This is a genomic window from Paenibacillus sp. P2(2022) (genome assembly GCF_029522175.1).
Lineage (GTDB): Bacteria > Bacillota > Bacilli > Paenibacillales > Paenibacillaceae > Paenibacillus > Paenibacillus polymyxa.
On the sequence record NZ_JAKWFI010000001.1, the window covers coordinates 1,520,111 to 1,537,497 of the forward strand.

At 40.4% G+C, this 17,387-nt stretch carries 1 protein-coding gene; it reads right to left on the reverse strand.

What is annotated here, in order from left to right; translation table 11 throughout:
• Positions 1-28 precede the first annotated feature (28 nt).
• Positions 29-17,347, reverse strand: coding sequence for a non-ribosomal peptide synthase/polyketide synthase (locus tag MMB75_RS06860; RefSeq protein ID WP_277507260.1), 17,319 nt, complete (start codon positions 17,345-17,347; stop codon positions 29-31).
• Positions 17,348-17,387 lie beyond the last annotated feature (40 nt).

A 17,387-nucleotide genomic window follows, 5' to 3' on the forward strand; every position in this document is an offset into this window, starting at 1 on the left:
AGTACTCCTCCTTAAATACAAACTCTTTTTATTCGAAGTTATTCAATACGTCTTCAAACTCATCCATATTCAGATCGTCTACTGTAAAATCACTGAGTGTAGCTTCTGAATAGTCCATTTCTGCACAATGGGTTATTATGTTTACTAAATGCTTTTTAAAACTCACCGCTACCCCTTCAATAGTACTCTTCTCATACTCGCCCTGGTTGTAGCTAAAGTTTAATTCCAGCTTCCCGCCTTCTACAGTTCCGCCGTTAATATCAATACAATACTCACTTTTATAGTTTGGTCCTGTAGACTCTCCGGCAGGAATATCAGACACTCCAAATAAATTGTCTACATTATCCTGGTTGAATTGACCGAGGTAATTGAAGCTTATTTCAGGGTTTAGATTAAAGTTTAAATCGGCTTTGTTTTCCGGCAAGGTAAGATATTTTAGTATGCCGTAACCTATCCCTTTGTTAGGTATCTGCCTGATGTTTTCTTTTACCGATTTGATCATGCGGGAAATATCGAGTTGTCCGCTGACATCTAACACCACGGGATACTGGGTGGTGAACCATCCCACGGTCCTGCTTATGTCAATGTCTTTAATGATTTCCTCCCTGCCGTGCCCCTCCAGACTGATCAGAACCTTATCATTTCCGGTCCATTCCCTCACTGCTAATCCCAAGGCGGTAAGCAATATGTCGTTTACTTCTGTGTTATAAGCATGGTTTACCCGCTTTAGCATCTTCTCAGTCTCTTCAATACTCAGCTCGATCTTGACGCTATTGTTATTCATATACCTTCTATCTTCAATCTCTCGGTCTTTTGGAAGCGGTATTGTTTCAGTTTTTTCCAAATTGGTCCAGTAATTTATTTCTTTTAATAGTTCAGGGCTATTGGCATACTCATCAAGCCTCTGTGCCCAATCTTTGAAAGAGTCGGTCTTGTTGCTGAATTTTATTTCATCATTGTTTAGCGCCTGTCTGTATCCTATGTCCAAATCTTCCAGTATGATTCTCCACGATACCCCATCAACTACAAGGTGGTGAATAGCTATTAGCAGGTGGTCCCCTTCTTTAGTCTTAAACAGACCAACCTTAACTAAAGGACCGTTATACAAGTCCATGCTCCTCTGAATCCTCGACGCTTCCAGCTCTATTTTTTCCCGGTAATTATAGCTGTCCCTAAGGTCTACAATTTCCAATGAAAAATGTTCACCTTCAAGGTTTTTGTTGTATTGGAGTATATTTTGATCCTCTATTTTTACCACTGTTCTAAAAATATCATGGTGCTGTACAAGCTTTGACAATACTTTTCGAATAATAGCTTCTTCAAATCCGTTACGCCCATATATCATTATTTCCTGATTAAAATGATGGATATCCTTGCTGTCTTGTTTATACAACCATCTTTGTATAGGTGTTATCGGTACTATGCCTTCTACCGGGCCTTGATGAATTCTTCGGCTTGTAGATTGTATATATTCGACGAGTTCCTCAATTACAGGATGTTTGAATAAGTCCCGCATTTCAAGCTTTAGCCCATGGACGTTAAGACGCGACATTACCTGTATGGCTTTTATTGAGTCTCCTCCAAGGCTGAAGAAATTATCTTTTACCCCGATGTTTTCAGTTTTTAGTACGTCTTCCCATACTTTGGCCAGTATTTCTTCTCTTTCGTTTCTAGGAACTACATGCTCTACTCCGGTATTAATATTCCCCTGTGGTTCAGGCAATGCTTTCCGATCAATTTTACCGTTGTCATTAAATGGCATCTGTTCCAGATTCATGAAATATGCTGGTACCATGTAGTCAGGTAGTTCGTTTAAGAGATGCTCCCTTAGCTCGGAAATGGTCAATTCATTTTCCCCTACAATATATGCACACAGGTACTTCTTCCCTTGCTGCTCTTCCTTTGCAATAACCACTGCTTCCTTAATAGCAGTGTGCTTCACCAGATGTGCTTCAATTTCTCCAAGCTCTATTCTAAAGCCTCTTATCTTTACCTGGTGGTCGATCCTGCCCATGAATTCGATGTTCCCATCAGGAAGCCGCCTTACTAAGTCCCCTGTGCGGTACACTTTTTCGCCGGGAATAAACGGGTTAGGTACAAATTTTTCTGCTGTCAGTTCAGGTCTATTCAAATAGCCCCTTGCAAGACCGCTTCCACCTATCACAAGTTCACCGGCCACTCCTACAGGAGTTAATTGGTTGTGCTTGTCCAGTATATAAAGGTATACATTCTGTAAAGCTTTCCCTATAGGTACTGTTATAAGTTCTTCTGCTATTTTCTTTGTTATACTGTAACCCGCTGCATATATCGTGGACTCTGTAGGCCCATAGATATTTTCCAGAGATGTGTTCTCTGAGACATCGAAAAGCTCATGGACAAGCTTTTTGGGCAGCGCTTCTCCAGCAGCAAAAATATACCTGAGAGTTGATGGCAGTTTTATACCATTATCTTTTAAAGTCTGTACCATTATATTCAGCATTGATGGTACAAAGTTTACATGGGTTATCTTATGCTTGTTTATTACCTCTACTAACTCCATAGCTTCCTTTTCCACACCTTGGCGTGATATTACAAGCTTTCCTCCGTTGAGGAACCAGCCAAATATCTCAGCTACGGATACGTCAAAGGTATAAGTTGTTTTAAATAGAAAAGCGTCTTCCGCTTTAAGCGGATACATGGCCTGGAGGGCTGTAATTATGTTTACAACGCTAGTATGCTCAATCATTCCACCTTTGGGCTTCCCTGTCGAACCAGATGTATAAATGACGTACGCAAGGTCCGAGGGTTTGTTTACATTTTCAAGCTTTGAGTTCTCTTCATTTAAATATTCTTCCTCCAGATATATAATATCCGCATCAATCTGCTTATTTTCCATAAAAGTCCTGGAGGTCAAAAGGATCTGGGAACCACTATCGTCCAACAAATACTTTATCCTTGTATCAGGATAATTAGGATCTATCGGCAGATACGCCCCTCCAGCTTTCAATATGGCAAATATCCCCACAATCATCTCAAATGAACGTTCGGCCATAATTCCTACAATACGGTCAGGCTTTACCCCTTTGTTCCTCAATACTCTGGCCAAATGATTTGCCTTTCCGTTCAATTCCCTGTAAGTCAAGTGCTTGTCTTCATATACCACAGCTATGTTGTCAGGTGTCCTTTCCACCTGCTCAGCAAACAGCTCATGTATGGTTTTGTCCTGCGGATAGTCTTTCTTAGTATCATTAAAGTCTATCAGCAACTGCTTTCTTTCTTCATGACTTAATATAATAAGCTTGTCAACTGACCCTTTGGGGTTATGGATAAACATATTTAAAATATTAATAAAATAGTCTATACACTCTTCTGCCTGTTTTCTTTCCAATACTTTGTCCGAGTAGATCAAGCTTATATTAAGATCATCGAATGTATTACTTACTGTAAAGTCAAGACTTGTATTGGTTGCTTCATATTCATCAACTGAAATTCTATCTTTAACATCAGCGATTTCTTTGTTTATTATCTCGTTATATATATGAAAATCCACATAATTGAATATGGTATCAAATAAAGGATTTTCCTCTTTGTTTTCTTTTCCGCCCAGGATATTTATGATCTCAAATAAAGGCAGTCTCCCATAAAGCTTTAAGTTTATTAATTTCTTTTCTGCAACTTTTATCAATTCCTCCCATATATCGATTTTATCAAAACACATTTTGACGGGAACCGTATTTAAGAAGCACCCCAGCATCTTATCTCCATCTTCGCATACAGGTCTGTTATTTTCTACCAAACCTACGACAAAGTCATCCTCGTATGAAAGCATATTGAGCATATAAGTGTATGCAGCAAAGCAAAGTGTCTTTAAGCTTACATCATATCTTCTGGCAGTACTTCTTAAATCACCTAAAAATTCCTGACTTAAATGGCGTGTTACATGGTCTACTTTATAAGATTTTTTTGTTTTTCCATGAATATTTGCAGGCATATTCAACCTTTTATATTCACTTAATTCCTCTCTCCAATAATTAATTACTTCCTGGTTGTCCTTAATTGTCATTTGGTCTGCTATATAATCTTTATAGCTGCATTTAAGCCGTGTTGGTATATAATCTTTTTCTTGCTTAAGCTTAGAGTATAGGTTTGAAACTTCCGTAATCAATGAAGCAACACTCCAGCCATCCAGGATAGCATGGTGGAATATCAGAACCAGACAAATATGGTTTGCGTCAAGTTTGAATATTCTTATCCTCCAAAGGGGCTTTGATATATCAAACGGATTCGCTCTGTCATTTTCCAAATATTTGTTTATATACTCAACCTGCCCTGTCCTGCTAAAATTCATGATATCTATCTGCTCAATATCAAGACTACTGCCCTTGTAAACAATTTGCACAGGAGTTTCAAAATCCTCTAAATTAAAAACCGTCCTTAAAATATCATGTTTTGACGTCATTAGAAGCATCGCTTCTTTAAATGCTGGGAAATCAAAGTCTTTGTCATTCAGATGAAATGCAAATTGGTCATGATAAACTGCATTTTCATAGTCTTTTTTGGAATGATAAATCATACCCAGCTCTATGTGACTCATCGGATATATATCTTCCATGTCCGAAGGTAACTTTTCTGAGAGAGTTTCATTCATCAATATTCGCTGTTTAAATAACTCCAGTTCTTCCCTTGCTTTACCCATCTTACTGTTAAAAGCTTCCGTATCTTTTACTTTTAAGAATGCAGACAATCTCTCAATATCAGGATTCATGTATATATCCCTGATTTGGATGTTTATATCCAACTTTTTGCATATTGTGCTGACTAATGATATTGCACGTATAGAATCTCCGCCTATTTTAAAGAAGTTGTCCCTTATTCCTACCTGTTTTGCTCCAAGCACTTCCTGCCATATTTCAACCAGTTTCTCTTCCACTTCATTCCGCGGCGCTACATATTCTGTTCCCGTACTCATACTTCCGTCAGGCTCGGGCAATGCTTTCCTGTCTATTTTTCCATTAGGGGTCAATGGCAGCTTTTCCATCTGCATAAAGTAAGAAGGGATCATGTAGTCCGGGAGCTCTTTTGACAAGTGTTCCCTCATCCCCTGTACGGTTATTTCTTGATCCGGTACGACGTACGCACAAAGATACTTATTTCCGTCAGCTCCTTCTTTGTCCAATACCACTGCTTCTTTTATTGTTTCATGCTTTAATAACCGGTTCTCTATTTCACCCAGTTCTATCCTGTAGCCTCTTATCTTTACCTGATGGTCGATCCTGCCCAGGTATTCTAGGTTGCCGTCAGGCAGCCACCTTGCCAGGTCACCTGTCCTGTACATCCTTTCACCCGGTGCGAATGGGTTTGCTGCGAATTTTTCTTCTGTAAGTTCCGGTCTGTTCAAGTACCCTCTTGCCAGTCCATCCCCTGCTATGCATAGTTCTCCCGCTACTCCTATCGGCTGCAGGCCCTTTTCCTTACTGACAACATACAACTTAATGTTATCTATGGGCTTTCCTATTGGTACAAGCTCCAATTCTTCTTCCGTAGAGCAGCCAAAGTAGGATACATCTACTGTTGCTTCTGTTGGTCCGTACAGGTTATGCAGGCTTGTTCCTTTTTCTTTGTACAGCAGCTTGTTGAACTTTTCTACTTGCTTCAGGTTCAGTGCTTCTCCACTGGCAAATACCTGCTTTAAGCTTGCTATTTCCTCTATTATCCCCTTTTCCTCTACATACTCTAAAAATACACTCAACATGGATGGTACAAAGTGCATTGTGGTAACTTTATTTTTTTCGATTGCCTTCACGATTTCTTCCGGATTTTTTTCTCCTCCCGGTATCAGCAGGCAGACTTTGGCCCCAGTAAAGCTCCACCACAATAATTCCCATACCGATACGTCAAAGGTATAGGGAGTTTTCTGCAGGATCACATCACCTTCAGCTATCGGGTATTGCTTCTGCATCCAGTTGATCCGGTTGATTACGGAGTAGTTCTCTATCATTACCCCTTTGGGTTTGCCGGTAGAACCGGATGTATATATTACATAAGCCAAGTTTTCAGGTTTACTAATTAACTTTGGATTTGATACATCCCCAGTAAATAGTTCCTGATTTTCTATGCTAATAAATTCAGCATTTCTGTAACTACCTTTAGCATTTATAAATTTATCCTGTATCAGAATAATTTGGCTGCCACTGTCATCAAGCATAAACTGGATCCTGTCTTCAGGGTATTCAGGAGCTATGGGTAAATAAGCCCCCCCAGCTTTTAGGACAGCCATGATCCCTATGATCATTTCCGGGGAACGTTCTACCATAATTCCCACTACACTATCAGGTTTTATTCCCTTTTCTCTTAATTTTCTGGCCAGTTGGTTTGCCTTTTCGTTTAGCTCCCTATAAGTCAGCTGTTTATCTTCAAACACTACAGCAATATTATTGGGTGTCCGTTCCACCTGTTCCTCAAAAATCTGATGGATGGTCTTTTCCCGAGGGTATCCTGCTTTTGTATTATTAAATTCATATAATATTTGATGTTTTTCGTCTTGTGACAGCATATCAATTTCTAATAGCCTTTTTTCAGGAAAGGCTGCTGCCTCTTCCAATACATTAAGGTAATGGGCAATAAGCCTTATAACTGACTCTTTCTTAAACAACCTGGTAGCATACTCCAATTCAAATGCAATACCGTCCTCTGTTTCCTCAGCGTTTAAAGTCAAGTCAAACTTGGATATTCTTACTTCACTGTCATAGGGCATAAACCTTAGCCCATCCATCTTCACTTCTGATGCCTCGATATTTTGCAGTACAAACATAGTATCGAAAAGTGGATTTCTGCCCAGATCCCTTTCCAGGTTAAGCTTATCTACCAGTTCTTCAAATTGGTAATCTTGGTTTTCGTAAGCCCTTAAGGAGTTTTCTCTTACTTCATTAAGGAAGTCCACAAAAGTCTTTCCACCTTGAGGGTGATTCCTCATGGCTAGCGTGTTTACAAACATACCAATAACGTCCTGAAGATCAGTATGCGGCCTTCCTGCAACGGGACTTCCAACTATAATATCTTCCTGTCCGGTGTACTTGGATAAAAGGACATTGTATGAAGCTAAAAGTACCATGTAGAGCGTGGCACCATTATTCACTGCAAGTTTGTTCAGTTTAACAGCAAGCTCCTTGCCTGCTTTGAAACTGATCACATCTCCCTCAAAACTCTGTATAGCTGGCCTAGGGTAGTCTAGCGGCATATTAAGCAAAGGAATTTCTCCTTTGAATACTTGGAGCCAGTATTCTTCCTGCTTACTAATTGTCCCATCAGCAAACAGCCTGTTCTGCCATACGGAAAAATCCTTGTACTGAATCTTAAGTTCCGGAAGTTCCTTACCTTCATACAGGCTCATAAATTCTCTTACCAGTATGTCGTCAGACACCCCGTCAGATATAATATGGTGCTTATCAGACATCATAATATATCTGTCTTCTCCAACTTTTATAAGCCCAACCCTAAGTAAAGGAGCCTCATCAAGGTCAAAGGTCCTAATAAATTCACTGGCTATTTTCGCAGCTCTTTCCTCATCGGTTTCCATATACATAACACTAAAATCCACATTGCTATGGGCCTTTTGTACCGGTTTACCATCTATCATATGGAATGAGGTACGGAAAGACTCATGTCTGTCAACAAGCTCCCTAAAAGCCTGTTCAAAGCGCAGTTTATCGAGTTTGCCTTCAATTAGCATAATACCAGGCATGTTGTATGCCATCCCAACTGCGTCAAGCTGGTTTAGAATATACAGCCTTTTCTGGGCGGATGAAATTGGATAGTACTCCATCTCCCCAGCCGGCCCAATAGAATGAAATACACTCTCCTTTGCAATCTTGATGCACTCGGCAACTTCAGACATATTTGGGCTCTTAAATATTTCTTTAAGCGGTATGTTTACATTGAACTCTTTGTGAATCCTGGCAATAAGATTTGCTGCCCTTAAGGAATGTCCCCCCAGCTCAAAGAAATTGTCGTTTCTTCCCACTTTCTCTATACTAAGGATATCCTGCCACAACCCCGCAAGTTTCTCCTCCACTTCACCCAAGGGTGCGACATACTCTATTCCAGCATCGATATTGCCGTCAGGTTTGGGCAATGCCTTCCTATCTATTTTGCCATTGGGAGTCAGCGGCAGCTTTTTTAACTGCATAAAATAGGATGGTATCATATAGTCTGGAAGGTCCTTTAAGAGATGTCCCCTTAGTTCTGCTATTGTTAATTCATTTTCCCCTGCCACATAGGCACACAGATACTTGTTTCCCTTCTGATCTTCCCTTGCAATAACCACTGCTTCCTTTATTGAAACGTGCTTTAGCAGTTGTGCTTCTATTTCCCCCAGCTCTATTCTAAATCCCCTTATCTTTACCTGATGATCTACTCTTCCTAAAAATTCCATATTACCATCAGACAGCCATCTGGCCAGATCCCCTGTACGATACATCCTTTCCCCTGGTATAAACGGGTTAGGTACAAATTTTTCAGCTGTCAGTTCGGGCCGGTTTAGATATCCCCTTGCAAGCCCTTCTCCCCCTATGCACAACTCACCCAAAACCCCTGTAGGCTGAGGTCTCAAGTGTTTGTCAACAACGTAGTATTTTATATTTTGCATTGGCTTTCCGATAGGTACACTCCCGGATTCCAAATAGCTTCCCAGTCTCTTTTCGTAATAACTGGAATCTATGGTGGACTCAGTAACCCCATAGCTATTAACAACCCGCAGTTTCTCTCCATACCAGGATTGTAATCTTTCATAATCTTCCACAGAGAGAGTATCTGATCCAAGTATAAGCAACTTGAGGCTATCAATAATCAAAGCATTATCATGGATATAATCCATAAGAGGAATAATCAGTGCCGGTGTGGATTCAAAGATGGTTATTTTATGGGTTTTAATAAGTGAATATAATCGTGCAGGATCGTATCTCTCCTCGGATGAACAAATAACCATTTGGCCTCCGTTGAGCAGCGTTCTCGAAACATCTCCCACAAATACATCAAAAGAAAAACTTGCGATTTGCAACAGCTTTACATCCATATCCGCAAGCCTATATTCCTTTTTCCATGCGTAAGATATGTTGACAAGACTTCTATGCTCTATCATGATCCCCTTTGGCTTTCCTGTGGTTCCTGATGTATAAATGACATATGCTAAATTACAAGATTTATTAATGACAGGAAGATTTTCTGTTCTCCCGTTGTAATTCACACAGTCATCAAAGCTTATAATATCAAGATCAAATTTAATTTTTTCTTTATGATGTTCTTGCGTAAGAATAATTCCAGCCAAGCTGTCATCGATCATATATCTGATTCGTTCTTCAGGATATTCGGTGTCTATGGGTAAATACGCGCCTCCTGCTTTAAATACAGCAATTACACCTATTATCATTTCTATGGACCGGTCTACCATTATAGCTACTACACTGTCAGGTTTTAATCCCTTGTCCCTTAAGATCCAAGCCAGTTGATTGGCCTTTTCATTAAGTTCTCCGTAAGTCAAGTATTTATCTTCAAATACTACTGCTATGTTATCAGGCGTCTTTTCCACTTGTTCTTCAAATAGCTCTTGTATGGTCTTATCCTTAGGGTATTCTACTTTTGTATCATTGAAGCCATAGATTATTTGCTGTTTTTCCTCCTGGGGCAACATATTTATTTCCGACAACCTTTTAAACGGATTTGCGGTTATCTCTTCCAACACGTTAAGGTAATGAGCCGCCAACCTTTTTATAGTCTCTTTTTTGAAAAGCCGAGTACAATATTCAAAGCTAAAAGCCATACCATCTTCACGCTCTATTGCATCAATGGATAGGTCAAATTTTGATATTCTATACTCTAGCCCGTTATTAAAAGGTCTGAAGCTTATACCAGGTACTGCAAATTCTACCTTAGAGGCATTTTGCATGGTAAACATAGTATCAAACAGTGGGTTTCTGCTCATGTCCCTCTTCAAGTTAAGCTTCTCAACCAGTTCTTCAAATTGGTAATCCTGATTGTCATAAGCCCTTAGAGCGTTTTCTCTTACTTCATTCAAGAATTCTACAAAGGTACTATCTCCCTTGGGGTAATTTCTCATAGCCAAGGTATTTACAAACATACCAAGGATATCCTGCAGGTCTGAATGTGGCCTTCCGGCTATAGGGCTTCCAACGATTATGTCTTCCTGTCCGGTGTGCTTAGACAGCAATATGTTGTATGCCGCGAGCAGTGTCATGTAAAGCGTAGCCCCATTATCCCTTGCAAGCTTGTTTAATTTATTCGTAAGCTCACTGCCTGCTTCAAAGCTAAAAAAATCCCCTTCAAAGCTTTGTATTACAGGCCTTGGATAGTCTAGCGGCATATTCAGTACAGGTATTTCTCCCTGGAATGCTTGGAGCCAGTATTCCTCCTGGCTGCTAATTCCGCCCTCATCAAACAGTTTATTCTGCCATACAGCGTAGTCCTTGTACTGTATCCGAAGTGCTGGAGGGTTGTTTCCTTCATAAAGATCCATAAACTCACGAATCAGTATGTCCATGGAGACACCATCGGATATAATGTGATGCATATCAAACATCATAAGATGCCTGTCTTCTCCCGTTTTTACAAGCTCTACCCTTAGCAGAGGAGCCTTGCCAAGATCAAAAGGTCTGGCAAATTCCCCAGCATACTCTGCGGCTTTTTCTTCGTTAGTTTCAAAGTACATCACGCTGAATTCCACATGGTCATGAACCTTCTGGACCGGGTTACCATCGATCATGTGGAACGATGTTCTAAGAGTCTCATGCCTTTTTACCAACTGCCTGAAGACTTCCTGGAAACGCGCTGTATCAATGCTTCCTTCCAGCAGCATAATACCAGGCATGTTGTATGCTGTCCCTGCCCCTTCAAGCTGGTTTAGTATATACAGCCTTCTTTGTGCAGATGACATAGGGTAGTATTCCATTTCTCCTGCCGGTTGGATTGACTGATATAGGCTCTCCTTTGAGTCTTTAATATATCTGGCAATTTCTAAGATGGTTGGTGTCTTGAATATTTCCTTAAGAGGTATGTCTATATTGAACTCTTTGTGAATTCTTGCTACAAGGCTTGTTGCCTTTAACGAGTGTCCCCCAAGCATAAAAAAGTTATCATTTCTTCCTACCTTCTCTATTCCAAGGATATCCCGCCACAACAGCGCAAGTTTCTCCTCTATTTCTCCCGAAGGTACTACGTATTCTATGCCGGTATTAACATTGCTATCGAGCACAGGCAATGCTTTCCTGTCTATTTTTCCATTAGGGGTCAATGGCAGCTTTTCCATCCGCACAAAGTAGGAAGGGATCATGTAGTCCGGGAGCTCTTTTGACAAGTGTTCCCTCATCCCCTGTACGGTTATTTCTTGATCCGGTACGACGTATCCACAAAGATACTTATTTCCGTCAGCTCCTTCTTTGTCCAATACCACCGCTTCTTTTATTGCTTCATGCTTTAATAACCGGTTCTCTATTTCACCCAGTTCTATCCTGTAGCCTCTTATCTTTACCTGATGGTCGATCCTGCCCAGATATTCTAGGTTGCCGTCAGGCAGCCACCTTGCCAGGTCACCTGTCCTGTACATCCTTTCACCCGGTGCGAATGGGTTTGCTGCGAATTTTTCTTCTGTAAGTTCCGGTCTGTTCAAGTACCCTCTTGCCAGTCCATCCCCTGCTATGCATAGTTCTCCCGCTACTCCTATCGGCTGCAGGCCCTTTTCCTTACTGACAACATACAACTTAATGTTATCTATGGGCTTTCCTATTGGTACAAGCTCCAATTCTTCTTCCGTAGAGCAGCCAAAGTAGGATACATCTACTGTTGCTTCTGTTGGTCCGTACAGGTTATGCAGGCTTGTTCCTTTTTCTTTGTACAGCAGCTTGTTGAACTTTTCTACTTGCTTCAGGTTCAGTGCTTCTCCACTGGCAAATACCTGCTTTAAGCTTGCTATTTCCTCTATTATCCCCTTTTCCTCTACATACTCTAAAAATACACTCAACATGGATGGTACAAAGTGCATTGTGGTAACTTTATTTTTTTCGATTGCCTTCACGATTTCTTCCGGATTTTTTTCTCCTCCCGGTATCAGCAGGCAGACTTTGGCCCCAGTAAAGCTCCACCACAATAATTCCCATACCGATACGTCAAAGGTATAGGGAGTTTTCTGCAGGATCACATCACCTTCAGCTATCGGGTATTGCTTCTGCATCCAGTTGATCCGGTTGATTACGGAGTAGTTCTCTATCATTACCCCTTTGGGTTTGCCGGTAGAACCGGATGTATATATTACATAAGCCAAGTTTTCAGGTTTACTAATTAACTTTGGATTTGATACATCCCCAGTAAATAGTTCCTGATTTTCTATGCTAATAAATTCAGCATTTCTGTAACTACCTTTAGCATTTATAAATTTATCCTGTATCAGAATAATTTGGCTGCCACTGTCATCAAGCATAAACTGGATCCTGTCTTCAGGGTATTCAGGAGCTATGGGTAAATAAGCCCCCCCAGCTTTTAGGACAGCCATGATCCCTATGATCATTTCCGGGGAACGTTCTACCATAATTCCCACTACACTATCAGGTTTTATTCCCTTTTCTCTTAATTTTCTGGCCAGTTGGTTTGCCTTTTCGTTTACTTCCTTATAAGTCAGCTGTTTATCTTCAAACACTACAGCAATATTATTGGGTGTCTTTTCTACCTGCTCTTCAAACAGTTGATGTATAGTCTTATCCTTAGGATACCGGACCTTTGTATCGTTAAAGTCATATAGTATTTTCTGCTTTTCTTCCTGTGAAAGCATATCAATTTCTGACAACCTTTTTCCAGGATAAACCGTTATCTCTTCCAGAACATTAAGGTAATGGGCTGCAAACCTTTCTACAGTCTCTTTCTTGAACAGCCTTGTGGCATATTCCAAATCAAATGCAATACCTTCCTGGGTTTCCCGAGCATTTAATGTCAAGTCAAATTTGGATATTCTAAATTCATTTGTATAGGGTATAAACTTAAGCCTATCTATCTTCAATTCTGATGAGCCGGTATTTTGCAATACAAACATAGTATCAAAAAGAGGATTCCTGCTCATATCCCTCTTTACATTAAGCTTTTCCACCAGTTCTTCAAACTGGTAGTCCTGATTTTCATAAGCCCTTATAGAGTTTTCCCTTACTTCCTTTAGAAACTCAGCAAAGGTCTTTTCTCCCTGGGGATAGTTCCTCATGGCTAAAGTATTTACAAACATACCTATTATGTCTTGTAAATCTGTATGAGGTCTTCCAGCTATAGGGCTTCCCACTATAATATCTTCCTGCCCCGTATACTTAGACAGCAGTATGTTGTATGAAGCAAGCAATGTCATGTAAAGAGTAGCCCCATTATCCCTTGCAAGCTTAATAAGTTTTCCCGTAAGCTCACTGCCTGCTTCAAAACGGATAAAACCTCCGTCAAAGCTTTGAACCGCAGGCCTTTGGTAATCTACTGGCATATTCAGCACAGGAATTTCTCCATTAAATTCCTGGAGCCAGTATTCCTCCTGCTTCTTTATTTTGTCCCCAGCAAATAGTTCCTTCTGCCAAACAGAATAGTCCTTGTACTGTATACGGAGGGAAGAAGGGTTATTTCCTCCATACATATCCATGAACTCATGTACCAGTATATCCATGGACGTACCGTCAGATATGATATGGTGCATGTCAAACATCATGACATGCTTGTCTTTTCCCGTTTTCACAAGGCCTACTCTTAGCAGCGGAGCAATTCCAAGATCAAACGGCTTTATAAATTCTTTTACGATTTCCCTCACTTTTTCTTCGTCAGATTCTAGATACACTACACTAAAACCCACAGGATCATTGATCTTCTGGACGGGTTCACCCTCTATGAAATGGAAAGATGTTCGAAGGGTCTCATGCCTATTTATAAGCTGTTGGAAGGTCTTCTGAAAAAGCTCCAGATCAATACTGCCTTCAACCAGCAAGCTGCCTGGCATATTGTATGCTGTCCCTGCTCCTTCAAACTGATTTAATATATACAGCCTTCTTTGGGCTGATGACATAGGGTAGTATTCCATCTCTTTAGCAGTTTGGATGGATTGATATATACTCTCCTTTGCTTCCTTCATATACCTTGCTATTTCCGCTATAATTGGAGCCTTAAATATTTCCTTAAGAGGCATGTCTATATTGAACTCTTTGTGAATTCTCGCTACAAGGCTTGTAGCCTTTAAAGAGTGTCCACCTAACATAAAGAAGTTGTCATTTCTTCCTATCTTCTTAATTCCAAGGATGTCTTGCCAAATCAGTGCAAGCTTCTCTTCAAATTCGCCTATAGGCGCTTCATACTCTATTCCCGTATTTATATTACCTTCGGGTTCAGGCAATGCCTTCCTGTCTATCTTGCCATTAGCTGTCAATGGCATTTTTTCAAGCTGCACAAAGTATGATGGTACCATGTATTCGGGCAGTTCTTTTAAGAGATGCTCCCTTAGTTCTGATATTGTCAGCTCATTTTCTCCCGCTATATATGCACACAGGTATTTACTGCCCTGATGGTCTTCCTTTGCAATCACCAAAGATTCCTCAATTGAAGGATGCTTTAGCAGTTGTGCTTCTATTTCACCAAGCTCTATCCTAAAGCCTCTTATCTTTACCTGGTGGTCTATTCTACCCAGGTATTCCATTTCTCCATCAGATAATAACCGGACCAGGTCTCCAGATCTATATAACCTCTCTTCCGGCTTGTACGGATTTTGAACGAACTTTTCCTTTGTAAGCTCCGGTCTTCCAAGATATCCTCTGCAAACTCCGTCTCCTCCTACACAAAGCTCTCCGGCTACTCCAATGGGAACAACTTTCATGTTCTTATCCATTACATATGTTGTAAGGGTTGGTATAGGCCTTCCTATGCTGCTCACATTAGATCTAATTTCTTCCTCTTCTATCTCTTTATATGTGACATGCACTGTTGTCTCGGTTATTCCATACATATTGATGAGTCTAGTCTGCGGGTACTTCTTTCTCCATTCCTTCAACAATGCAGGCTTTAATGCTTCCCCTCCGAATATGACATATCTTATCTTAAGTTCTTTTTCTTCATATGATACTTCTTCATTGGCTATATTATAGAAGGCTGAAGGTGTCTGATTTAATACGGTTACCTTCTCATTCCTTAGAAGTCTCAGATACTCTACATTGCTGCGTGCTGTCATTTTAGGAACTACCACCAATCTGCCCCCATATAACAAGGCCCCGTACATCTCCCATACGGAAAAATCGAAACTCATAGAATGAAACATAGTCCATACATCATTTTCGTTAAAATCAAACTGCATTTTACTGTTAAATAACAGCCTTACTATGTTTCTATGCTCTATCATTGCCCCTTTGGGTTTACCTGTAGAGCCTGAGGTATATATTAAGTAAGCTAGATCGGAAGGTTTATTTACCTCCGATAAGTTATATTGTTCATCTGAATATTCCTGCTCATCTTCTAAATTTATTACTGTACCTATTGATGTATATTTGTCTATAAAATGTGATTGGGTCAACAGGATCACTGCCCGGCTGTCTTCCAGCATATGACTTATTCTTTCCTCAGGGTAATCTGGATCTATGGGAAGATATGCCCCTCCTGCTTTTAATACCCCTAGGATTGCTACTATCATCTCAAGTGAGCGTTCTGCCAGAATACCTACGATACTGTCCGGTTTGACTCCTTTAGCCCTTAATACATGGGCCAACCCATTTGATTTTTTATTGAGTTCACTAAATGTAAGCTTTTTACCCTCAAATACCACAGCTACATGATCAGGGTTCTTCTCTGCCTGCTCTTCAAAAAGCTGATGGATAGTCTTGTTTTTAGGATACTGTGCCTCTGTAGCGTTAAAGGTATATAGGATTTGCTGTTTTTCTTCCTGTAACAGTACATCAATTTCCCACAACCTTTTTTCAGGGCATGCAGTTATCTCTTCAAGAACGGTAATGTAATGGGTTCCAAACCTTTTTATTGTCTCCTTCTTAAACAGCCTGGTACAATATTCAAGGTTAAATGTTATACCTTCTTGACCCTCTACCACTTCAAGCATAAGGTCAAATTTTGCCTTTCTGCCTTCCAGCCAGTTGTTGTATTGTTTGAAGTTTATACCCGATGCTGCAAATTCTGTCTTGTTTGAAGTGCGCAGTGCAAACATAGTGTCAAAAAGAGGATTCCTGCTCAAGTCCCTCATGAGATTAAGTTTTTCTACAAGTTCTTCAAACTGGTAGTTCTGATTTTCAAAAGCCAAAAACGCATTTTCCCTTACTTCCTGCAAGAATTGGACGAAGGTCTTTTCTCCCTCAGGATAGTTCCTTATGGCCAAGGTATTTATAAACATACCAATGATACCCTGCAGGTCAGCATGGGGCCTTCCGGCTACAGGACTTCCAACTATGATGTCTTCCTGTCCAGTGTATCTGGACAGGAGTACGTTATATGCAGCCATCAGTACCATGTATAAGGTAGCTCCATTATCTGTTGCAAGCTTATTTAGTTTGACTGAAAGTTCAGGGTTTATTTCAAAGCTTACAGCATCTCCTTCAAAACTTTGTACCGCCGGTCTTGGATAGTCAGTAGGCATATCCAGTACCGGTATATCACCCTTAAATGTCTGGAGCCAGTATTCTTCCTGCTTCTTTATTGAGTCTCCGGCAAACATCTCCTTCTGCCATACAGAAAAATCCTTGTACTGTATCCGTAGTGGCAAAAGGGTCTTCCCTTGGTACAAATCCAAAAACTCACTCATAAGTATATTGACTGATATACCATCTGATACTATGTGGTGCATGTCAAACATCATAACACGCCTGTCTTCGTTCGTTTTTACAAGTCCTACTCTCAGTAATGGAACTTGGCTAAGATCAAAGGGCGTTATGAATTCTTTGACTATTTCTGCTGCTTTTTCTTCATCCAGTTCCAGGTACGTAATACTGAAATCCACGTAATCATGAACCTTTTGTACTGGTTCACCCTCAACCATATGAAATGATGTGCGCAGAGCCTCATGTCTTTTTACTAGCTCCTTGAATGCCTGTTCGAAGCGTACTGCATCAATGTTTCCTTCCAGCAGTACGACGCCTGGCATGTTATATGCAGTACCTGCTCCTTCAAGCTCGTTTAGTATATACAGCCTTTTCTGGGCAGATGACATAGGGTAAAATTCCTGCTCTCTGGCAGAAGGTATTCCAGAAAAGGCATTTGGCGTATATTTTGAAACATCTTTTCCTTTTTCTTTTAGCATCGTCTCAAATAGCTTTCTTTTTTCTGGAGAAAGAGATTCTATTCTTTTCATCAAATTATCCATAACTTCGTCCCTCTTCTCTATTTCATCTCTTTTAATTCCT